Raw genomic sequence first — 18,688 nt, 5'->3', positions numbered from 1 at the left:
GGTTGTTGCAGGTAATTGGTTACCTCAAATGAAACAACGATTTTAAACGTTCTAGAGACAGATGGTAAATTATCCGGAGTAGTAAAGCGAGTAGAATACACACGAGTATCTTGGAAGGTAAAGGGTGGATTATTGATTGTTAATCCGACGGCAGGATTATTGGGTTCGCCTGCGATCAATAAAAATTCATCTAACCCCTCAGGCTGAGGGGACACCTTTACAAACGTACCTCCAATTTCTTCAAAAAGTTCAATTTTTGCTTCCATGGCATTGTCAGCAAACGCACCTAAAGAAACACTAAATGACGCAGTTAAACCGGCAGAGACTATAAACGGCTCAGAAGCAATAGCAAAAGATACGGTCTGACCATCTGATATAGGCTGATCCCAAATATACTCAGGATTGGGAACCGAGCCAAAGGGGGAAAAAGGTTGTGCAATTGTATCATTTTCAAATTTTTGTAAAGATTGCCAGGCAGGGGGCTAACACGACGGGCAACAAAATCTGGATGATCGCCTGTATTATTTGCTGCATTCATTGCAGCTTGATCCCTATCAGAACCAAGAAATACATCACTTGCATTACTCACAAGCCTTTGAAAAGGGGAAATTGCCATAGTATGTCAAACACTTCCTTTATAGTTTTCCTGAAGTGTATGAACATACTGGACTAGCTGCTTGTGCAGTTTTTAAATCCCTTGTTGAAATTAACCTACCCCTTTGAGCATTTGAGAAATAAACCTATCATACTGGGAGAGTTCAATAAGAAAAAAGACAATTAGCTATTGCTAATCATCTCTTTCGCTTTAGCGTAAATAGTGGATCGTGGAATCCGGTCATTTATAGCTATATCATTAACGCTTAAACCGTTAGATTCTCTTTCCTCATACAGCTTTAACGCTTTCTTAACGTCCTTTTCGTCCCATATGCTTACCCTGTGCCCTTGTCCTTTCACGTCCCTCAGTGGTTCTATCTTGATTAAATCACGTTCAAACTCAGCAATAGCCCCCAGCATAGTAAACATTAGCTTTTCTGATGGTGTACTAAAATCAATCCGTTCTTTGATGAATACTAAAGCTATTCCACGTTCTTCTAAATCCTAAGCAATCTTTTGTAGGTCAAAGGTGGAACGTGCTAACCTATCCATTTTGTAAACAACTAGCTTGCACCTTCCCTTAAATAGTCCAAAGCCTTAGCGAGTTCCTCCCTATCAGATTTAGCACCACTCTGTTTCTCCATAAAAATCTTATTGTAACCATATTCTTGTTCATGTAAGTGTACTTTTACGAACACAAACGATAAAACAACAAAAAGAAAGCCTGAAGCGTTTTCGCTCCAGGTTAATCTATATATTATAACTTTTAGATTCCCACTTTTAGAGGTACCGTTAACATTTCGAAATTCTGTACTCTTAAGCAAATTTAAACTAAAAAAAGTCGATTTCCTGTTTTGATAAGGAATCGACTTTTTTGTTCGCTTGTTAGACTAACGCACCCGTTATTTCTATAAGAAAAGTAATTCTTATTAAAGTATCGCACCCTTTAACGGAACAACTCCATTACCACTCAAAAATCCCCTTGAACCATTTTTAAATTTCAGATGTACTTTATCTCTTGGACATAAAAATACCCCTTTAGATGATATTATCTAAAGGGGTAAAATGATGCACTTTATTATAAACATCGTGACTTTATTTCAAAGACACATCATTATCCCTTTAATTCAGCTAAATAGTGACTTACGGCACTTCAACTAGTTCATAAACCGTCCTATCATGAATGATTGCTTGTATTTTTAGTTCTTTCATAAGTTCAACATCCATATCGATGAGTATAGAAATTCAGGCGAAAAAGGCTGAACCAGCTTTATTCAAAGCTTTTCTTAGTGATTTTTCTGAAAGATGAACATCAGCCCTTTTGGCCAATATTCGCTGGTGTATCAGTTATAATTAACTCCAGGATTTTACCGATTTTCATTTAGTACGCTCACGGGAAAACCAATACTTTGTTTTGATATTTCGATAAGTCCCGATGTCTTTGATCAGCTCGGCAATAAGATCATAACCGCAATATGTGTGCCTCAGCGTGCTAAATTCATCCAATGTGACATAATCATCACTCTTTAATTCAACGTGACACTCTCCACAACAAATCCCCATATCCAACACCTCCAAAAAGTATATTAATATATTCGTCGAAACTTGGTGCTATCCTTCTTTCGTACAAAAAACAGGTCTATTGACGGTCCTTTAATGTTTGTTAGTTTTTCAAAATTATCTAGACCTAATTATAAAAAATCTTAATAAATAAAGGAAAGTACATATTAGCCATGTATAATATGTACTCTCCTTTTTTCTTTTAGTGAACTAACGCAACCGTTAGTTTAAGTATAAACATTCACATTATCCACTTAACATATCAAAATTGCTACTGGGCGGTTCTCTTAACTGAACATGAATACAATCTACATCATTAGTTATACCAAGTTCGACCCTAACAGCTTTTTTACATATTCAATAATCTTTTTGGTAGCAGGAGAGATTTCCTTTAGAGATGTTGCACCAATCTATTTTAATATACGTTTTATGTTGTGGTTATAACCTGATTTGAGTGTAATAAAGGATTCATTCTCTAATTGATCAAGACGGATTTTATCATGATTACCAAGAGGGTGATTATGTGGAAGGATACACAATATCCTATCTTTTTTAGGGGTATCGTTTCCAATGATTGCAAATTTGAAAAAATGAAGCTATGGTTTGGATCTTTTTGTTTTATTATGTTTTAGCCGTGACCATTTCAAATAAAAAGGAATTTAATAAAGAAGGGTTGTCCGTCTGGATAACCACAGTTTTTAGTTAATGAAAGGAGGAATATGTTAGATGTGCTGTCCAAAACCTCAGTTTTTATCTCTTTCTACGTGTGGTACATTTAATGATCCTGGTGAAGCTCCAGGAGAAACGGTATTTGATAATACTGGTGGTCCAGTATTGTCTGGTTATGTTACTCTGACCAACAATTTTAGTAGCCAATCTGCTGTCACTTTGTCCAATGATGCTACACCAATTATCCTAGCAGTGGCACCAGGAGATAGTCTAACAGAATTTGTGGCAAACATAAGAGTTTTGAGTGTTACTCAAGATGTTGCTGGAACTCCTGTTACTGGTCGAGTTTGCGTTGACGCTGCTCATCGAGCTCCTGTCCCAACGTGTAATATTCTAGCTTATGTTACGAATTATGGGGATGGAACGGTTTCAGTGATAGATACAGCCACGAATATGGTAATCTCAACTGTAACTGTAGGACTTCGACCTGTGGATGCGGTGATTACACCCAATGGGACGCGTGTATATATCACAAATGAAGGAGATGGAACGGTTTCGGTAATAGATACAGCCACAAATATGATAATTGCAACCGTCACGGTTGGTGCGAATCCCCAGGGAGCAACTATTACGCGAGATGGAACACGTGTGTATGTCGCAAATAGCGCAGACGGCACAGTTTCGGTAATAGATACAGCTACAAATATGGTAATTGCAACAGTAACTGTTGGTTTCTTACCTAGCGATGTGGGGATTACGCCAAATGGAACGCGTGCATATGTCCCGAATTTCGGAAGTAATCCAGGTGAAGTTTCAGTAATTAATACGGCCACGAACCTGGTAATTGATACTATCATCGTGGGAGCCTTCCCTTCAGGAGTAGCTATTACTCCGGATGGGACAAGGGCCTATGTTACGAATTGGGGAGATGGCACAGTCTCAGTGATAGATATAGCTACAAACATGATAATTGGAGCCCCAGTGATTGTTGGGTCCAACCCTTTAGCTATATCGCTTACACGAGATGGGACAAGGGCGTACACTACAAATAGTACAGACGGTACTATTTCAGTGATAGATACAGCGATGAATGTAGTAATTGCAACCGTGACTGTAGGATCTACACCTGCTGATGTAGGTGCCACACCAAATGGGACAAAAGCTTATGTTACGAATTTTGGAGACGGGACAGTTTCAGTAGTAGATGCAACCACAAATATAGTAATCGGCACTGTTTCTGTAGGAACCAATCCTTTGGGGATAGGAATCGGGACAATCTGCCGTGGCTGAATTAACTAATAATTACTAATTTATTGAAGATTTTTATATTTTTTATAAAGACCTTCGATGAGAAATTTAAAACTTATAATTTTTGAATAGGAAAAGCCCTAACGGTTTTCGTACCAAACATATGAACATTGGTTGCATTTTCTACTACTGCAGGACTATCTGTTACAAAAAGTACTCTTATTCGTATAAGTTAATTATAAGTTTAACCCTAATATTCTATTAAATTGATCTTAAACCACCTTATTATCAAGATACTGATATAACAGCCTTTTCACCTGTTTTTTTATTAAATTCACTCTTATCTATATATAAAGGTTATCCTCCATGCAAGGCTCGGGTAGTATTATGGATTTCCGCAGGTGTGAGATTTTCACCAAGAGACTCAGCTATAACCGTGACCAATTAGCATAAAAAGGCATCTAATAAGGTAGGGTTGTCTGTTCTTCAGACAATTCAAATTTAGTTAATGAAAGGATGATTTATATGTGTGGTTGTTGTCCAGATCCTCAGTTTGTAACTGTTTCTACATGTGGTAATTTTACGACATCTGCTGGTGACGTAGTGGGTGGAGTTTTGGTATTTGATAATGATCCTGGTCCATTATTATCTGGTTATGTTACTCTGACCAACTTGTTTATGAGCACTCCTGGTACTAATGCCATTTTGTTTAATGATGGTGTACCGATTATCCCCTCAGTGGCGGGTACAGGAGTGGCTCCAGGAGATAGTCAAACTGTTTTTGTATCAGACATAGGAACGTTGGTTGCTGCTTCTGGTACGGCGGGATCTCCTGTTACTGGTCAAGTTTGCGTTAATGCTAGCCGAAGAGTGGTTTAATTTATAAGGAAAAAAGGGATCAATCCATTGCGATCAATCCCTTTTTTAGTTAGGATATTTTTGTTGCCCCTGTCAAATTTTTATCAATTATTTTACTAACGGTAAAACGGTATCTACGGTACATTTTCAGTAAACATTATTATTCTGTTAGACTTGTACTGGATAATGAATAGTAAGACAACATTTCCCTGTACACCTGTTATTTCCGGTTCCCACTGGACATGTCAATCTAACCATAACCAGATCACTGTATGTTCGAGAGACAGTAGACTGAGGAGGAACTTCAAACATATCCGTAAAACCAGACGAATCTGTAACAGAAACAGTGAGATTTGCTGTGCATCCATCTGAATAAAATACGCTTACCGTACCTGATGGAGCGACTTCGGTAGTATTCCAAACGGTAAAGTTTGAGGAACCACATGGAATATTAAAATTCCCACAAATTTCATCGGTTGTTAAGAACGTTTGGGGTTTGGGTACGGGAGGTTTTGGAGGGAAAATTGATTTGCAATCTTGGGGAGGTATGAGAGATGGGTGCGCTTTTGTAAACCAGTCTGAGTAATTCATCTCTGATTTTCTTCCTTTCTTGTAGTATTAATACCCATAATACGGTAAAATATTGATCCTTTTTAATCCCATCAATTCAATATTTACTGTTAAAATTATATAATTTATCTTCATTTTAATAAGGACAAGTTTAGACCACTTTATCTTTGGACCGATCGTGACAGTAAACTCTATCCATTATTAACAAAAATAATTACGTCTTTTATTGAACTAATGTATTTTATGTAAAGTACTATTCATTGTACCGCCTATTTAAGAAAGTTCTTAGTTTGTGCTGATAATATGACTTATGTTAAGTCAGTCTAAAATGTGCTGTAAACTAGATTTGTATAAATTATTCATCATTATGGTAATACCCCCCCATGAAACATTGTCCGGAAAAGAAGTGAAAGCTATTCGTGAACTTTTACAAGAATGGCCGTATCTAAAAACCCAGGAATCATCCAGGGGTCGCTGCGAGTGTAGAATCAGTCACCTTGCAGGAAAGATGGACCGAACTATTTGCATGGGTACATTTAGAAACGGTAAATCAACCTGCCCGTTAAGACTTATTTAACCAGCAAAGCCTTAAGACTTTTTAAGCCTCCCTTAAGTGCCGTTTAGCGTCCAAACAATTCACACTTACTTTGTTACTCAAAAAAGTTAAAACGCCTTAGAAAGCCAAATAAAACAGTATGAACGACGGATTTTAAAAGAACATACTTCAAAACATCATAAACAAAATCCATATTTTTTAGATGTCCCCATTTCGGAATCCTCCGAATTCTTATTTTCTTCAAAACTAAGCAACCACTACAAACAAATCAGCAAACAGCATCTATAATTTTCACATCATATGCATTTTTTTTACTCTTTCCGACTTTCCATTTCCTTTATCTCCAAACCACTATTCTTTTACCTTCCCAATCATTTTCTCAGTCCACTCACTCCATTTATACATACAACCTATTCTCCACTTCATTTATTTTCACTCCTGGCCGGCGACAACTTTAAAGTACCAGAAGACCTCGTACCTGGTAGTGACCAAGTTGAATGATGATTATTAACCATTAATACTTTTTCTGTTATATCGTCATAAATTAACGCATATACAACATCTACTCTCTTCACACCATACCACCTCTTAATTTTCTAATAAATATTTTAACACTTTGCTTCAATACACTGCTTTATTGAACAAACCTATGCAACTATCCTCCCTCTATAAACATTGATGTATCAACGGTTTGCACCACTCGGTGTATTAGTGAAATTATTTTTTTATTCTGCTATTAAACAGAGTATTGAAATTCTGGCTTTTATTACTAAAATGAGCGTACGCTTCGCTAAAACTAATGGAAATCATTAGCTATTTTCTCCACTATGTGATGCACAATAGATCTCTGCGAAACTTATGATGACGTACCCTCCCATGTCTCTTAGCGTCATTTGCGCTTACATTCCTTCGTTCGGTCTATTCATAAGGCAGAGGCCTGCTAAGCTGCCCCGGGGACTCTTGGTCTTAGTTTAGTAAAGTTGCTGGCTTCACCGTGTCATCCTTCTTGTTATAAATCGATAGTTAGAAATGCTTACGCTGCCTCTGAGAGGCAGTAGAGATCCTTCATCATATTCTGCTCATTAAAATGGACTTTCTTTTTACAAATACCATGCAATACTTTCAACAATTTACCACAGAGTACCACCATCGATTGTGACAACCAGGGATGGGTGCCTTTACAATTTCATAAACACTTTGATTTCGTTTATTAATAGTATTCCTTTATACACACTTATAATTTCATTCAAATTGATTAACTATCTTTTTAAAAAAATATTGTATTTGTTAGTCCTTCTTATTAACAACTTGTCCAAACCAATCAATACTTTCCTCATAGAATGAATACAAGTAATTATACCGAAATGGAGGAAACAAACCAATGAGTGACACAAATTTTTCAAATCATTCTCCAGGCCCAAAAGGAAAATTAATTACTGGCCATTCAAAGGAGTTTATTTCAGATACACTTGGCTTTCTTACCCGTTTAGCAAAAGAATATGGAGAAGTTGCTAAAATTCGTTTTGGACCTTTCCATAATGTTTACCTTATTTCAAATTCAGATTTAATTAAGCAGGTACTTGTAACAAAACAAAAATCCTTCTTGAAATCAAAGGACTTCTCTGCTTTAAAACCAGTACTCGGAGAAGGTCTTCTTACAAGTGAAAAAGAATATCACATGCGCCAAAGAAGGCTTATTCAGCCCTCTTTCAAAAAGTCTCATATTAGCAATTATGGTCAGGATATGATTGATATAACAATGGACTATATTTCCACTTGGAAAAACAGAGAAGAAAGGATTATTACGGAGGATATGATGAGCCTTGCACTGGGTATTATCAGCAAGACCATGTTCAGCATGAACCTCAAAGAAGGATATGGCATGCTTGGGGAACCTATAGAAGCCTTCATGAGAATTGCCGTTAAAAGAATGCGAACACTTCAAATGCCACTATGGGTTCCAACTAAAAACAACCGTGAATATAACATTGCGAAACAGAGACTTGATAAGGTGATTTATAGCTTTATTGAAAAACGTAGAACAGAGGCAGAGAGACATGAGGACATGCTTGGGATTCTAATGGATGCCCGAGATGATGAGGATGGCTTAGCTATGACAGACAAGCAGTTACGTGATGAGTTAATGACAATTTTCCTTGCCGGTCACGAAACAACAGCAAATGTGCTTTCCTGGACCTTATACTTGCTTTCCCAACACCCTGATGTGGAAACTAAACTTTTCAATGAAATAGATAGCGTAATCGGCAACCGTAATCTAACAACTGGCGATTTTATGAAATTAACATTCACACAAAATGTTATCTATGAATCAATGCGCATATACCCGCCTGCCTATATCATACAACGGGAAGTGGCGGAGGATGTAGTAATTGGAGGGTATCTTTTTAAAAAAGGCGATATGATCCTGTTGAGTCAGTATGTGATGCACCACAAGCCTGAGTATTTTGATAATCCAGATTCCTTTAAACCTGAGCGATTTGAAAACAACTTTATGAAAACCCTACCTCCGTTCGCTTACTTTCCATTTGGCGGAGGTCCGAGAGTTTGTATCGGTAATCATTTTGCAGTGATGGAAGCTGTGCTTGTCCTAGCATGCATTGCTCAACGATACCGGATAAGGCTGGCGCCTGACCATCATGAAGTAAAGCCACTTCCGTCTATTACACTCAGACCGAAGCGTGGATTGCGCATGGTAGTCGAAGATAGAAATATAGGAGGTTTCCAACCAGAAGCTTCTGAAATTTAAATGAATATAAGTTGTATTAATGAACAAAATTGTCACACTACACCTAAGGTAGATCCCCCCTTTAGTTCCATAAAAAAGACTGCAGCATCAACCCTATTTTTTAAAGTAAACCAGCTAATAGGAGGTCAATATCTTTCTCTGAAATTTCCATATACTATTTTTGGCCATGCCAAATACCCCTCCAAAACCCTTTGGAAGGATTTTTCTCTGTTTCAGAATCAAAGGTCAAAGGATAAAATCCTTATGGGATGCTAACTCTATTATTAGGTCTAGCATCCTTTACTTTTGGGCCACAGTATATAATTATTCCTATCGTATCTTTGTTATTGGGTTTTATTACTTACCGTCCCTTGCACCATCCCTTGAAAAATGATGTATATAACAAAATTAAGCTTACTATTGTGAATTATTGGTTATCTTGATTTGTGAAAAAATTGCAGCAACATCACCATACCCTCTTACAACTTCCCTTATATTAAGAAGCCGGTTTTCGCCCTGTAATTCAACTAACGCACCTGTTGGTTCATTAAGAAAAGCGATTCTGGAATATTGAAAAAAGGAGGCCCTCCTTTTGGACAGCCCCATTTCCGCTAATTATAAAATTTCTAGTAGAGCTCATCATTATATTGGTTACTTCAGAATGTTACCATCTATACTTCAGAGTAGGTATCTCCAAAATAAATTGGCTTTCAATCTTTGAATACTATGAGAATACTGCAATTTTACGTGCGATAGATTCCGTTAAACGAGATGCTACTTTTGGAACAGCCCATTTAATAATTGGTGTTAACACCGCACCGGATAATCCGCCTGCATGGATTTCCACCGTACAAGTCATTATTGTTTTACCATTAACATCTTCTGCAGTAAAGTGACCGCTTCCTGTAAAATTATCTGATAAACCTTTTAGTTCAAACTTAATGTTTGAAGGTTCATTCCATTCGGTAATATCTACCTGCGCTTGTATTGTTTTTTTAATACCTTTCACACTACCTTCAAATGTCCAAATAGATTGCTTGTCATTTATGATTTCATGTTCTTTATAGGCTGGTACTGTCGTTGCCCATTTTTCGAGATCACTGACATAATCCCAAACTGCTTGTACATCCACTGGAACTACTACAGTATGCGTTCCCATTGCCACTATGATCCCCACCTTCACTATGTATGAATTGTAACTTTCATTTCCACAAAATAATTATTACATAAAAAAGCATAAACTTACATCTCTAATTATCATAGCTTTCCTTCTTCTAATCCTCCAATTATTTGTAGAATCAAAATTTTCCAACCCTACAAAATCCGGCCCTTTAATGGAATAACAGGACAAGCGTTTTTAACCGACCTTAATGTCACTTAACAGTATTCCTTATTGAACTATCCTGCCCCGTAAGTTCTATAAGGAATACCTTAAAGAATTCCGTATTGACCCAAAACAACACACATTAATCCTCCGAAAATAAATAAAACTTTAAGAAAGCAATAATTAACTGTTTGTGGTAAGGGCGTTATATATTTGATGTGTTCAAAAAACTTGCTATTATCAAACCGAAAACGAGTCGTATAAATCAAACCAGTCCAGGTTGCGATAATGCCAAATATAGTTGTAAATATAGACCAAAAAAAGTCTTTGTCCACTCAATTAACCCCACCTAACTTAACTTCTAAATTCCATAAGAATAAAAAGATTTAAGAAGCATCCTAAGCCTAGTGAGTATCCAAATGTTTTTAAAATTTCTGCTGGAGATTACTGGTGTATCCAAAATAACGGCTGCTCTATAGAATTTTCAGTGAAGAATGGATATCTGATGACGAGTTTTTTGTCACCGAATCTGAAATTTATGGAACAATAATAAACTGTGTCATCCATTGAAAAAAGAACTTCGAATAAAAAAAACATAGGGAGATTTTAGTCTTCCTATGTTTTAAATCATATTATTTATCTGTTTGTTTTTGCTTTTTTTTCAAATACTCCGCACGGATTTTTTCAAGTTGCTGCTTTTTATCAAATTTGGCAGGCATATGTTTTTCATGAAACTTTGTCACAGCTACCTTACCTTTGGTATCCAATTGATATTTTCCCACTTTGTTCACCTACTTTTCTTGTCTTTAAAGAGAATCTATTCAATCAATATAATATACCTTATTTGACTGAAGTAAACCTTATTACTTTATTAGTGTACCGCTAACTTTGCATATATCAGTAAAAACATTAAAAACTTAGTAAAATAATTCATCGCCAAATGGTATTCATTTCATTGTTATAATTAACATAAAATGCTTTTGATTTATAATCATAGTGGATTTGATAAACTACTTTCCCTTCTGTTTTATAATTTTCTTCCGTTTGAACACTTTGTGATAAAGTTAGATACATTGAAAATAAAAAAAGTACTTTTCAAGGTTACCTTCAACACCGATATAAAACCTTCCCTTATATAGTTCATTTTTATTGTGTCGGGTTCTATTAATTTTATGTCCCTTATTTGAAAATAGAATAGCCTTCTGCAACTAACCTGCCATAGTCCATAATCCACTTTATACCTCCTAATGACAACTTTATTTCTTGTTTTTTCCTCCTTTTTATCCTTTAAAGAGTAAGCAGTATATATTACAATATATTAATATCAATAAAATGGTATTTCAGTTAATAATTACACATCACTAATAGGGAGCTAAGGGGAATTCCCTGTAATTCACACCGATTATCATTTAATCGTTATCATGGTAGTAATAGTTCTGCTTGTCGTTAAAATTTTAAAGAACCTATTGCATATTAAATAAGGCCGCCCAAAAGGAGAAACTTAAAATTTACATTGAAATTAATTTTATCTAGTCATAATACGATAAAATCTTATGTATTTAGTTTGTGAATAATTTTTTGAAAATTACTTTTTTCAAAAAGTGAAATTCAGTTATTTTATGGAGGGTTTAATTTGCCTACTAAAGTACCATTTTCATTTATAGTAGTTATTGGTTTAATGTTATTTGCTCTATTTTTTGGGGCAGGAAATTTAATTTTTCCACCAATGCTTGGTCAATCAGCAGGAATGAATATCTGGTCAGCAAATGCAGGGTTTTTAATAACAGGAGTCGGCCTACCGTTACTTGGTGTGTTAGCACTTGGTTTTTCGGGGAAAGATGATTTACAGTCGTTAGCAAGTCGGGTACATCCTGTATTTGGTATTGTATTCACAACCGTTCTTTATTTAGCCATTGGTCCTTTATTTGCTTTGCCTAGATCAGGAAACGTTTCTTTTGAAATCGGTGTAAAACCTTTTTTATCCGAAAATTCAGGCTCTACACCTTTACTTATTTTTACACTCATCTTTTTTAGCATTACGTGCCTTTTTTCAATCAATCCCGCGAGAGTTGTCGGAATTGTCGGGAAAATACTAACACCAATCAAGATAACGTTCATTGGAATCCTAGTAGTAGTTGCTTTTAAACATCCAATCGGAGATTTTCAAGCACCTATTAAGAATTATTCAGTTCAACCATTTTTTAATGGGTTTAGAGAAGGTTATTTAACAATGGATACGCTTGCATCTTTTGTTTTTGGCATCATCATCATTAATGCCATTAAAGAAAAAGGTGCAAAAACAAAAAAACAAATTATGGTTGTTTGTGCAAAAGCAACTGGAATTGCTGCCTTTTTCCTAGCAACCATGTATTCAGCTCTTTCTTATATGGGTGCTTCAAGTGTAGAAAAACTTGGACACCTTGAAAATGGAGGTACCATCTTAGCAAAAGTCTCGGATTATTATTTTGGAGCTTATGGCGGGATATTATTAGGGTTAATGATTACAGTAGCTTGTTTAACAACAAGCGTAGGACTTGTTACATCTTGTTCTTCATTCTTCCATAAACTATTTCCAAAGGTATCTTACAAAACAATTGCTATTAGTTTATCTATTTTTAGTGCAATAGTTGCCAATATTGGGCTAACACAGTTAATTGCAGTTTCAATTCCTCTCCTAACAGCTATTTATCCATTAGCTATTGTATTAATTTTCTTAACGTTTTTTCATTCTTTATTTAAAGGGAAAGCTGAAGTGTATCAAGGAAGCTTACTTTTAACATTTATCATTAGTTTATTTGATGGATTAAACCGAGCTGGTATACGCTTTTCATCCATTAATAATTTCTTTCATGAAATTCTTCCTCTGTATGATGTAGGACTAGGGTGGATTATCCCAGCAATTGTTGGAGGATTTATAGGGTTTAGCAGTAGCATAATACGAGTGAAATTCGGTCTTAATCATCCAACTAGAATAGTTAAAAGAAAAAAAATCTCTTAAAAATGTCAACCATTTTTTCTATTTGTTGACATTTTAATCGAACGGCACCTGTTCGTTCTATAAGGGGTAGCGTCAGGAAAATGCAGATTTACAACGTTAAGGAAATTTCGATATTAAAAAGCCCAATTTCTCAGCATTAAAATTGAGAATTGGGCTTTTTTCGTTATTAAACTAACCTGCCCCGTTAGTGCCATAAGAAAAAGGCTGCCTCACCCAAACTTCCTTTAGTAAAATAAGTGCAGCCAGATGTTTCTGGTTGAACCCATTAATTCACCGTCGGTCCACCATTTGGCGAATAATTCAGCATATCTCCACCTAAAAACGGAACTGATTACAAATAAGCAGTATAATCTATAATCCTACTAAGTTAATAATTCCATAATATACTAGATCTTCAAATCGATTTTCTTTCCTCACATGGTCAATTAATATCCCTTCTTTTTTCAAGCCCAATTTTTGCATCACTCTTCCTGAAGCTGGATTTGAATTAAAGTAACGAGCAAATACTTTATGGTATTGCTTTTCTTCAAATGCAAAATGTAATATAGCTTGCGCTGCCTCTGTAGCATATCCATTTCCCCAAAATTTTTTACCAATCCAATAGGCTATTTCACCATTATTAAACTTTTGGTTGTTAGATAACGCTATAGCTCCATATAATTTTCCACTTTCCTTATCTGTTATAGCAAATTCATATGACTTATTAGCATTAAAATTATCAAGATGATGCTCAATCCATGATAAAGCATCCTCTATAGTGTATGGATAAGGTAGGTACAATGTATTTTTATAAATATTATAATTATTACAAAGTTTAGTAACTGCTACTGCATCAGATTTTTGAAAAATTCTTAGTACTAGCCTTTTAGTGGTAATTGTTTTATTTAAATTATCATATATCATTAGAATTCCCCCCTAATTTTGGATACTAATAGTTCCATAAGAAATTTCTATGGCGGCGAATGGGGCGTTCTCCCTTCCTGGACGGGAATAAATAGGGACTCGGGACGCTTTGGGCGTACTCAAAGACCTCTTCAAAGCAATTCGCGATATACATGTCGCGGATTTTTTGCGTTTTGCCTTCCTTGACCCGAAGAATCTTGTTTTGTTTGCCTTTAAGGTCCGGATCTGCTTCGTGGTGAGTTTGAGTAGGTCCCCAACACGTAAGCCGGTCTCACAGCCTAAAACAAACAGGATGTAATCGCGCTCCGAACAATGGCGCTTCAGCGCCCATTTCATATCTTCTAACTGCTGCTGATCCCGGATCGGCTGCACATTTTTTGTTGTGTCATCATCATCGACCTCCCCTTCTTCAAACCCTTATGTACCAATGATTTGAATGTACGATAATTTCACAAAATCATACATTTCTAACTTTTAGGCATTCATTTTTACTAGATATATGGAAGGATTTAACCGGGCTAATGATTAATTAAGAAATACATAGCTATTAAAGATAGGATTATGGGAACCTTTCCCCCACTTTCCCGAACACAAAAACCCTTAACTTCATCCTCTTTATGGATGAAGCTAAAGGTATACATATATATATATAACAACTATTTTAAAACTGAGATGGAATCAACATTCACCTCTGTAGAAGTTTTACGGGCAACAGGATCTGCCTGACCAGTCCATTCAATAGATAATACGTGCTTACCTGCAGTTAGTCCTGTTTTACTGAAGATTTCTTCTTTATACTTAGGAGTAGCAGCATGCAAGCTATAGTTTGCTGATTTTCCGTCCAATGTCACTTTTACAATTCCTTGTTTGTCATTTTTTATAGCTTTATAGGATATTCCTGTACCATTAAACACAATTTTCACCGTTGAACCGGTTTGGTTTGTACTTGTGTATGAGCTTGCCGACGCACTTCCATCGGATATTTTATTCCATGTTCCTTCATATCCAAAATATTTACTTGTATTTTCATATGTTCCTGCTCCAATGCCTTCTGTAACAGAAAGAGTGTATTTTCCAGCTCCACTAAAAGCGTGGGCATTCAAATAATATGTGCCTGTTTTAGGAGCTGTAAAAGTAAAGGACTCCTTGGATGAATTTGTAATTTCTGAATGTGCTACAATGCCGTTGCTCGAATTTACAGTCTTTGTAGTGTCGTTATACAAATATAAATCAAAGTCCGTCCCGGAATCACCAGTTAGTGTAGCCTTCACCTTTTCCCCTTTTAATAGTTTAATAGAATAAACATCATTTTTATCTTTACTTGCATCAAGTGAGGTACTGATACTTCCTCCCTTCCAAGCAATACCAGGGATATCAGAATCTACCTCGAAATTAACAGCTTTCCCTGCATTCACAAGTCCTCCCGTACCAACTTTTCCTGTTAATGAAGACAGCTTTGTAGTGGTTCTCAAGATGGCATCCTTGATTTGAATGGGAGTATACGATGAACGTGCGCTTTTTACTAACGCTGCTACTCCTGTAACATGCGGGGTAGCCATGGATGTTCCATCAAGATATTCATAAGCCGTAGAATAGTCGCCTTCCACACTTGGGGTTGTACTTAAAATACTTTCACCAGGAGCAGCGACATCTACGCTTTTTGTACCGTAGTTAGAAAAACCTGAAAGATTTCCTGTATTGTTAATAGAGGCTACAGAAAGAATGTTAGGCAAATCATAAGCAGCAGGATACATTGGACTTGTATCCGAGTTCTCTGCAAAGTTACCTGCCGCAGCTATAAATAAGGTGCCTGAGTTTTTAATAGCATCCTTTAATGCTTGTGAATTTTCTCCTCCACCCCATGAGTTATTCAAAATCTTTACACCTTTTGCCTTAGCATATTCTATGGCAACAATCGCATCAGATTCGTACCCTCCATATGGTCCGAGAAACTTGAGAGGCATAATTTTAACATTTGGAGCAATACCGGTAACTCCAATTTTATTTGCTTTTGCAGCTATTGTTCCTGCAACATGAGTTCCGTGGAAGTCTTCCTCTCCTCGTATGAACAATTTATTATTTTTATCATAAAAATTCCAGCCGTTTACATCGTCTATATATCCATTTTTATCATTATCGATTCCATCGTTAGGAATTTCTTCAGTGTTTACCCAAATTCTATCTTTTAATTCTGGGTGATTAATTTCGATTCCTGTATCAATCACTCCAATAACAAGAGAGGAACTGCCCTTTGTATTAGCCCATGCTGCTTCCGTATTTATATCAATACCTTTTTTACCAACTTGTCCTAATATTTCCTGTCCAGTATTTTTAAGTCCCCATAGTTCGCTATATAGGGGATCTGTAACTGCTGTCGGTTGATATACATAGTTTGGCTCTACATACTCAACATTAGAAGAAGCGTTAAGTTCTTTTAACACTTCTGCCATCTTTTTATTTTTGGAAAATTTCATTACATGTGTTCCTTCTTTATTCAATTCTTTTGTATTTGTTAAACCTAAAGTAGTGCTCAGGGATCCTAGACTTTTTATGGAGTAATTCTTTTTAAATTTTACGATAACCTCATTTTCTTTATACTTCTTTGGTTTGTTATTATTAAAATAAGTAAGGATTTCCCTTTTTTTAACTTCGCTACTATCTACTTTTATTATCTCCTCTTGTATGTTTCCTTCTACCTTTTTCTCATGTTTAACAACTTGAGGAGTATTCGCAGAAGTGGCAGCAAATGTTGTTGTCCCCCCAAATAATAATCCTACAGCCCCGCATATACCTATTATCTTTTTTGATATTCTCATTCTCTAATCTCCCTCAGCTTTTTTGTTTTCATGATAATAATTTGGTAAGAACAAAAACCTCCAATATCCATTTATTAGATATGTAATTCTTTTGCCAAAAAAGGATCAAATTCAGTATTTTTTTAGTTAAAAAAATAGAAAATAACTAAACTTTTCCTAACTTGGTATTTTATAACAACTAACCACAAGTTTAATAGATGTGAATTAAATATTCAAGTATTCATTTAGAAAAAAATGTATATTAATAAGGTGAATGACTAAATAGAAGGGGCATGTTTTGAAAAAAGATTAATCAAAACATGCCCTAATACTATTTAATTGGATTATTCTTTTATAAAAAAGATTGGTCATTTTTGTGTTCCTTCATCAATTAACGCACCTGTTAGCCATCCATGAAGCGCAAAAATCGGCGATTCACCACAAAGAATGAAAATGGTTAGGTAGTGTCAATACTGATACTGACCTTAATCCAGTCAACCCTAATCCATAGACTAATTATTTACGCTCTCCTCTTTTTTTTAACGATTGAGGAGGGTCTTTGCCATTTTTCATTTTTAAAGGAACTTATTTTCATGGTAGTTCCATAAAAAAAAGCTGCCTTAAGACAGCTCCGATCTTCAGCTAACGCCCCTGTTCGTTCATTAAGAAAAGCGATTCTTATCGGAACAACTTTATCGACGTGAATTTCTCTGGACGGTATGTCAAAATCCATTAATTATTGGTGTTGGTTTTGATTAAAGTTTGATTAAAAGTTTTATGTAAACCCCAAGCTATGGCTAATAAAAGAAATCAAAATGGTTTCCTTTCCTTTTATGGACTCTCCATTGTATAAAAAAGTTTAATCAAAACTCATTTAGAAATCTTTGATTAAAAAGATAAAGGATCACAACTTTATACAAAACCTCGCATCTATCTTCAAACATCGCAATTTAATTTTTAAAGATACAATTACCAATGGCGGATTTCCAAGAAGATTAATAATAAATTCCAAGTGAAAATTTAAGAAAAATTTAATATTTACCCCACTTTTTATTTTAGATGTTTTTCCTATCCTATATAAAAGTTACTTTATGGAGGAGAATAAAAATGAAAAAGTGGGGATTTTATTGGTTTTTGCATTAGCTTTTATTCTTAAGATATACCGGTATCCCAAGATAAAGTAGAAGATCAAATCTAGAAAATTTTCGGAGATGATAGCATAGTGTAAAGTAGGTTAAAGCATAGGTTATTAATTTGAAAATGAATTAGGAATTGAGGATTTATATGGAAAAATCAAAAAAACAATCAAAAAAAATAACTGCTGGCTTGTTGGCCGTATATTTATTTGCATTAACATGGATTATAGTCTTTAAAATGCAATTTTCATTCCAAGGCTTGCCGGATTTTAGGGAAATCAACTTAATCCCTTTTGCTGGTTCAGCTAATGTTAATAACCAAATAGATTTTAATGAAATAATCTATAATGTACTTGCATTTATCCCATTTGGAATTTATATCAGTATGCTAAAATCAATTTGGTCTTTCTTGAAAAGGATTACAGTAATAGCAGGAGTTAGTTTGCTATTTGAAGGATTGCAATTCATCTTTGCTATAGGAGCTAGCGATATAACTGACTTTATGGGAAATACATTAGGTGGAATTATTGGAGTTGGAGTTTATATTGTATTTTGTAAGCTGTTCAGTACTAAAGCTACTAAAATCCTTAATGTTTTAGCTTCAATCGGAACGATATGCATTGTTGCATTATTGCTGTTATTAATATATCTCAGGATTAGTGGTGTTATTATTTATAAAGTTTCCTAAGTAATTAGAGAATTGCTGTTTCATGAAAATTAACATAGGGTTT

11 protein-coding genes and 3 pseudogenes are annotated in these 18,688 nt (G+C 35.3%); 5 read left to right on the top strand and 9 right to left on the bottom strand.

What is annotated here, in order from left to right; all coding sequences use genetic code 11:
• Window positions 1-777 precede the first annotated feature (777 nt).
• Together AC2YHV_RS24530 and AC2YHV_RS24525 are read right to left on the bottom strand one after the other, a co-directional pair.
• A pseudogene (locus AC2YHV_RS24530) lies at window positions 778-1,262 on the bottom strand (recombinase family protein); the annotation flags it as partial.
• Window positions 1,263-1,971: 709 nt separating this feature from the next.
• Entirely contained in the window at window positions 1,972-2,157 is a 186-nt protein-coding gene (locus AC2YHV_RS24525) for a hypothetical protein (RefSeq protein WP_034306238.1), read from the bottom strand.
• 831 nt (window positions 2,158-2,988) lie between these two features.
• Here AC2YHV_RS24525 and AC2YHV_RS24520 point away from each other — a divergent pair.
• Together AC2YHV_RS24520 and AC2YHV_RS24515 are read left to right on the top strand one after the other, a co-directional pair.
• Window positions 2,989-4,113, top strand: a complete 1,125-nt coding sequence (locus tag AC2YHV_RS24520) for a cytochrome D1 domain-containing protein (protein WP_487374368.1) — start codon at window positions 2,989-2,991, stop codon at window positions 4,111-4,113.
• Window positions 4,114-4,596: 483 nt separating this feature from the next.
• Window positions 4,597-4,950, top strand: coding sequence for a hypothetical protein (locus AC2YHV_RS24515; protein ID WP_487374367.1), 354 nt, complete (start codon window positions 4,597-4,599; stop codon window positions 4,948-4,950).
• A 147-nt stretch (window positions 4,951-5,097) separates the two neighbouring features.
• Here AC2YHV_RS24515 and AC2YHV_RS24510 read toward each other — a convergent pair whose 3' ends face one another.
• Both AC2YHV_RS24510 and AC2YHV_RS24505 read right to left on the bottom strand, forming a co-directional pair.
• On the bottom strand, window positions 5,098-5,520 hold the full coding sequence (locus AC2YHV_RS24510) for a DUF3992 domain-containing protein (protein ID WP_487374366.1): 423 nt from the start codon (window positions 5,518-5,520) through the stop codon (window positions 5,098-5,100).
• 1,011 nt (window positions 5,521-6,531) lie between these two features.
• Window positions 6,532-6,630 (bottom strand): annotated as a pseudogene (locus AC2YHV_RS24505) (NUDIX hydrolase); the annotation flags it as partial.
• 806 nt (window positions 6,631-7,436) lie between these two features.
• Between AC2YHV_RS24505 and AC2YHV_RS24500 the strand changes: the two are divergent.
• Window positions 7,437-8,822, top strand: coding sequence for a cytochrome P450 (locus tag AC2YHV_RS24500; protein ID WP_487374365.1), 1,386 nt, complete (start codon window positions 7,437-7,439; stop codon window positions 8,820-8,822).
• 703 nt (window positions 8,823-9,525) lie between these two features.
• On the opposite strand, the gene AC2YHV_RS24495 is transcribed toward AC2YHV_RS24500, so the two are convergent.
• Together AC2YHV_RS24495 and AC2YHV_RS24490 are read right to left on the bottom strand one after the other, a co-directional pair.
• Window positions 9,526-9,960 (bottom strand): SRPBCC family protein, encoded by a 435-nt coding sequence (locus tag AC2YHV_RS24495; protein WP_225989259.1) that lies wholly within the window; start codon window positions 9,958-9,960, stop codon window positions 9,526-9,528.
• Between the two features lie 797 nt (window positions 9,961-10,757).
• Complete coding sequence (locus AC2YHV_RS24490) at window positions 10,758-10,907, bottom strand: hypothetical protein (RefSeq protein ID WP_034306261.1); 150 nt, start codon at window positions 10,905-10,907, stop codon at window positions 10,758-10,760.
• Between the two features lie 851 nt (window positions 10,908-11,758).
• Here AC2YHV_RS24490 and brnQ point away from each other — a divergent pair.
• Window positions 11,759-13,123 (top strand): branched-chain amino acid transport system II carrier protein, encoded by a 1,365-nt coding sequence (brnQ, locus tag AC2YHV_RS24485; protein WP_082854471.1) that lies wholly within the window; start codon window positions 11,759-11,761, stop codon window positions 13,121-13,123.
• A gap of 351 nt (window positions 13,124-13,474) precedes the next feature.
• On the opposite strand, the gene AC2YHV_RS24480 is transcribed toward brnQ, so the two are convergent.
• From AC2YHV_RS24480 to AC2YHV_RS24470, 3 genes and pseudogenes are all read right to left on the bottom strand, one after another.
• The gene (locus tag AC2YHV_RS24480) at window positions 13,475-14,026 is read right to left on the bottom strand and encodes a GNAT family N-acetyltransferase (protein WP_063574457.1); all 552 of its coding nucleotides are present in this window, start codon (window positions 14,024-14,026) and stop codon (window positions 13,475-13,477) included.
• Window positions 14,027-14,078: 52 nt separating this feature from the next.
• Window positions 14,079-14,362 (bottom strand): annotated as a pseudogene (locus tag AC2YHV_RS24475) (tyrosine-type recombinase/integrase); the annotation flags it as partial.
• A gap of 320 nt (window positions 14,363-14,682) precedes the next feature.
• Window positions 14,683-16,842, bottom strand: coding sequence for a S8 family serine peptidase (locus AC2YHV_RS24470; RefSeq protein WP_487374364.1), 2,160 nt, complete (start codon window positions 16,840-16,842; stop codon window positions 14,683-14,685).
• Window positions 16,843-18,105: 1,263 nt separating this feature from the next.
• Here AC2YHV_RS24470 and AC2YHV_RS24465 point away from each other — a divergent pair.
• The gene (locus tag AC2YHV_RS24465; protein ID WP_487374363.1) at window positions 18,106-18,645 is read left to right on the top strand and encodes a VanZ family protein; all 540 of its coding nucleotides are present in this window, start codon (window positions 18,106-18,108) and stop codon (window positions 18,643-18,645) included.
• Window positions 18,646-18,688 lie beyond the last annotated feature (43 nt).

Source organism: Peribacillus sp. SRI_006 (assembly GCF_057586375.1).
This window is presented reverse-complemented; position numbering and strand designations above follow the sequence as displayed.

Excerpts from the sequence above, each read along its gene's own strand:
- AC2YHV_RS24525 (WP_034306238.1), bottom strand. The coding sequence starts at position 2,157 with ATGGGGATTTGTTGTGGAGAGTGTCACGTTGAATTAAAGAGTGATGAT.
- AC2YHV_RS24515 (WP_487374367.1), top strand. The coding sequence starts at position 4,597 with ATGTGTGGTTGTTGTCCAGATCCTCAGTTTGTAACTGTTTCTACATGT.
- AC2YHV_RS24510 (WP_487374366.1), bottom strand. The coding sequence starts at position 5,520 with ATGAATTACTCAGACTGGTTTACAAAAGCGCACCCATCTCTCATACCT.
- AC2YHV_RS24500 (WP_487374365.1), top strand. The coding sequence starts at position 7,437 with ATGAGTGACACAAATTTTTCAAATCATTCTCCAGGCCCAAAAGGAAAA.
- AC2YHV_RS24495 (WP_225989259.1), bottom strand. The coding sequence starts at position 9,960 with ATGGGAACGCATACTGTAGTAGTTCCAGTGGATGTACAAGCAGTTTGG.
- AC2YHV_RS24480 (WP_063574457.1), bottom strand. The coding sequence starts at position 14,026 with ATGATATATGATAATTTAAATAAAACAATTACCACTAAAAGGCTAGTA.
- AC2YHV_RS24470 (WP_487374364.1), bottom strand. The coding sequence starts at position 16,842 with ATGAGAATATCAAAAAAGATAATAGGTATATGCGGGGCTGTAGGATTA.
- AC2YHV_RS24465 (WP_487374363.1), top strand. The coding sequence starts at position 18,106 with ATGGAAAAATCAAAAAAACAATCAAAAAAAATAACTGCTGGCTTGTTG.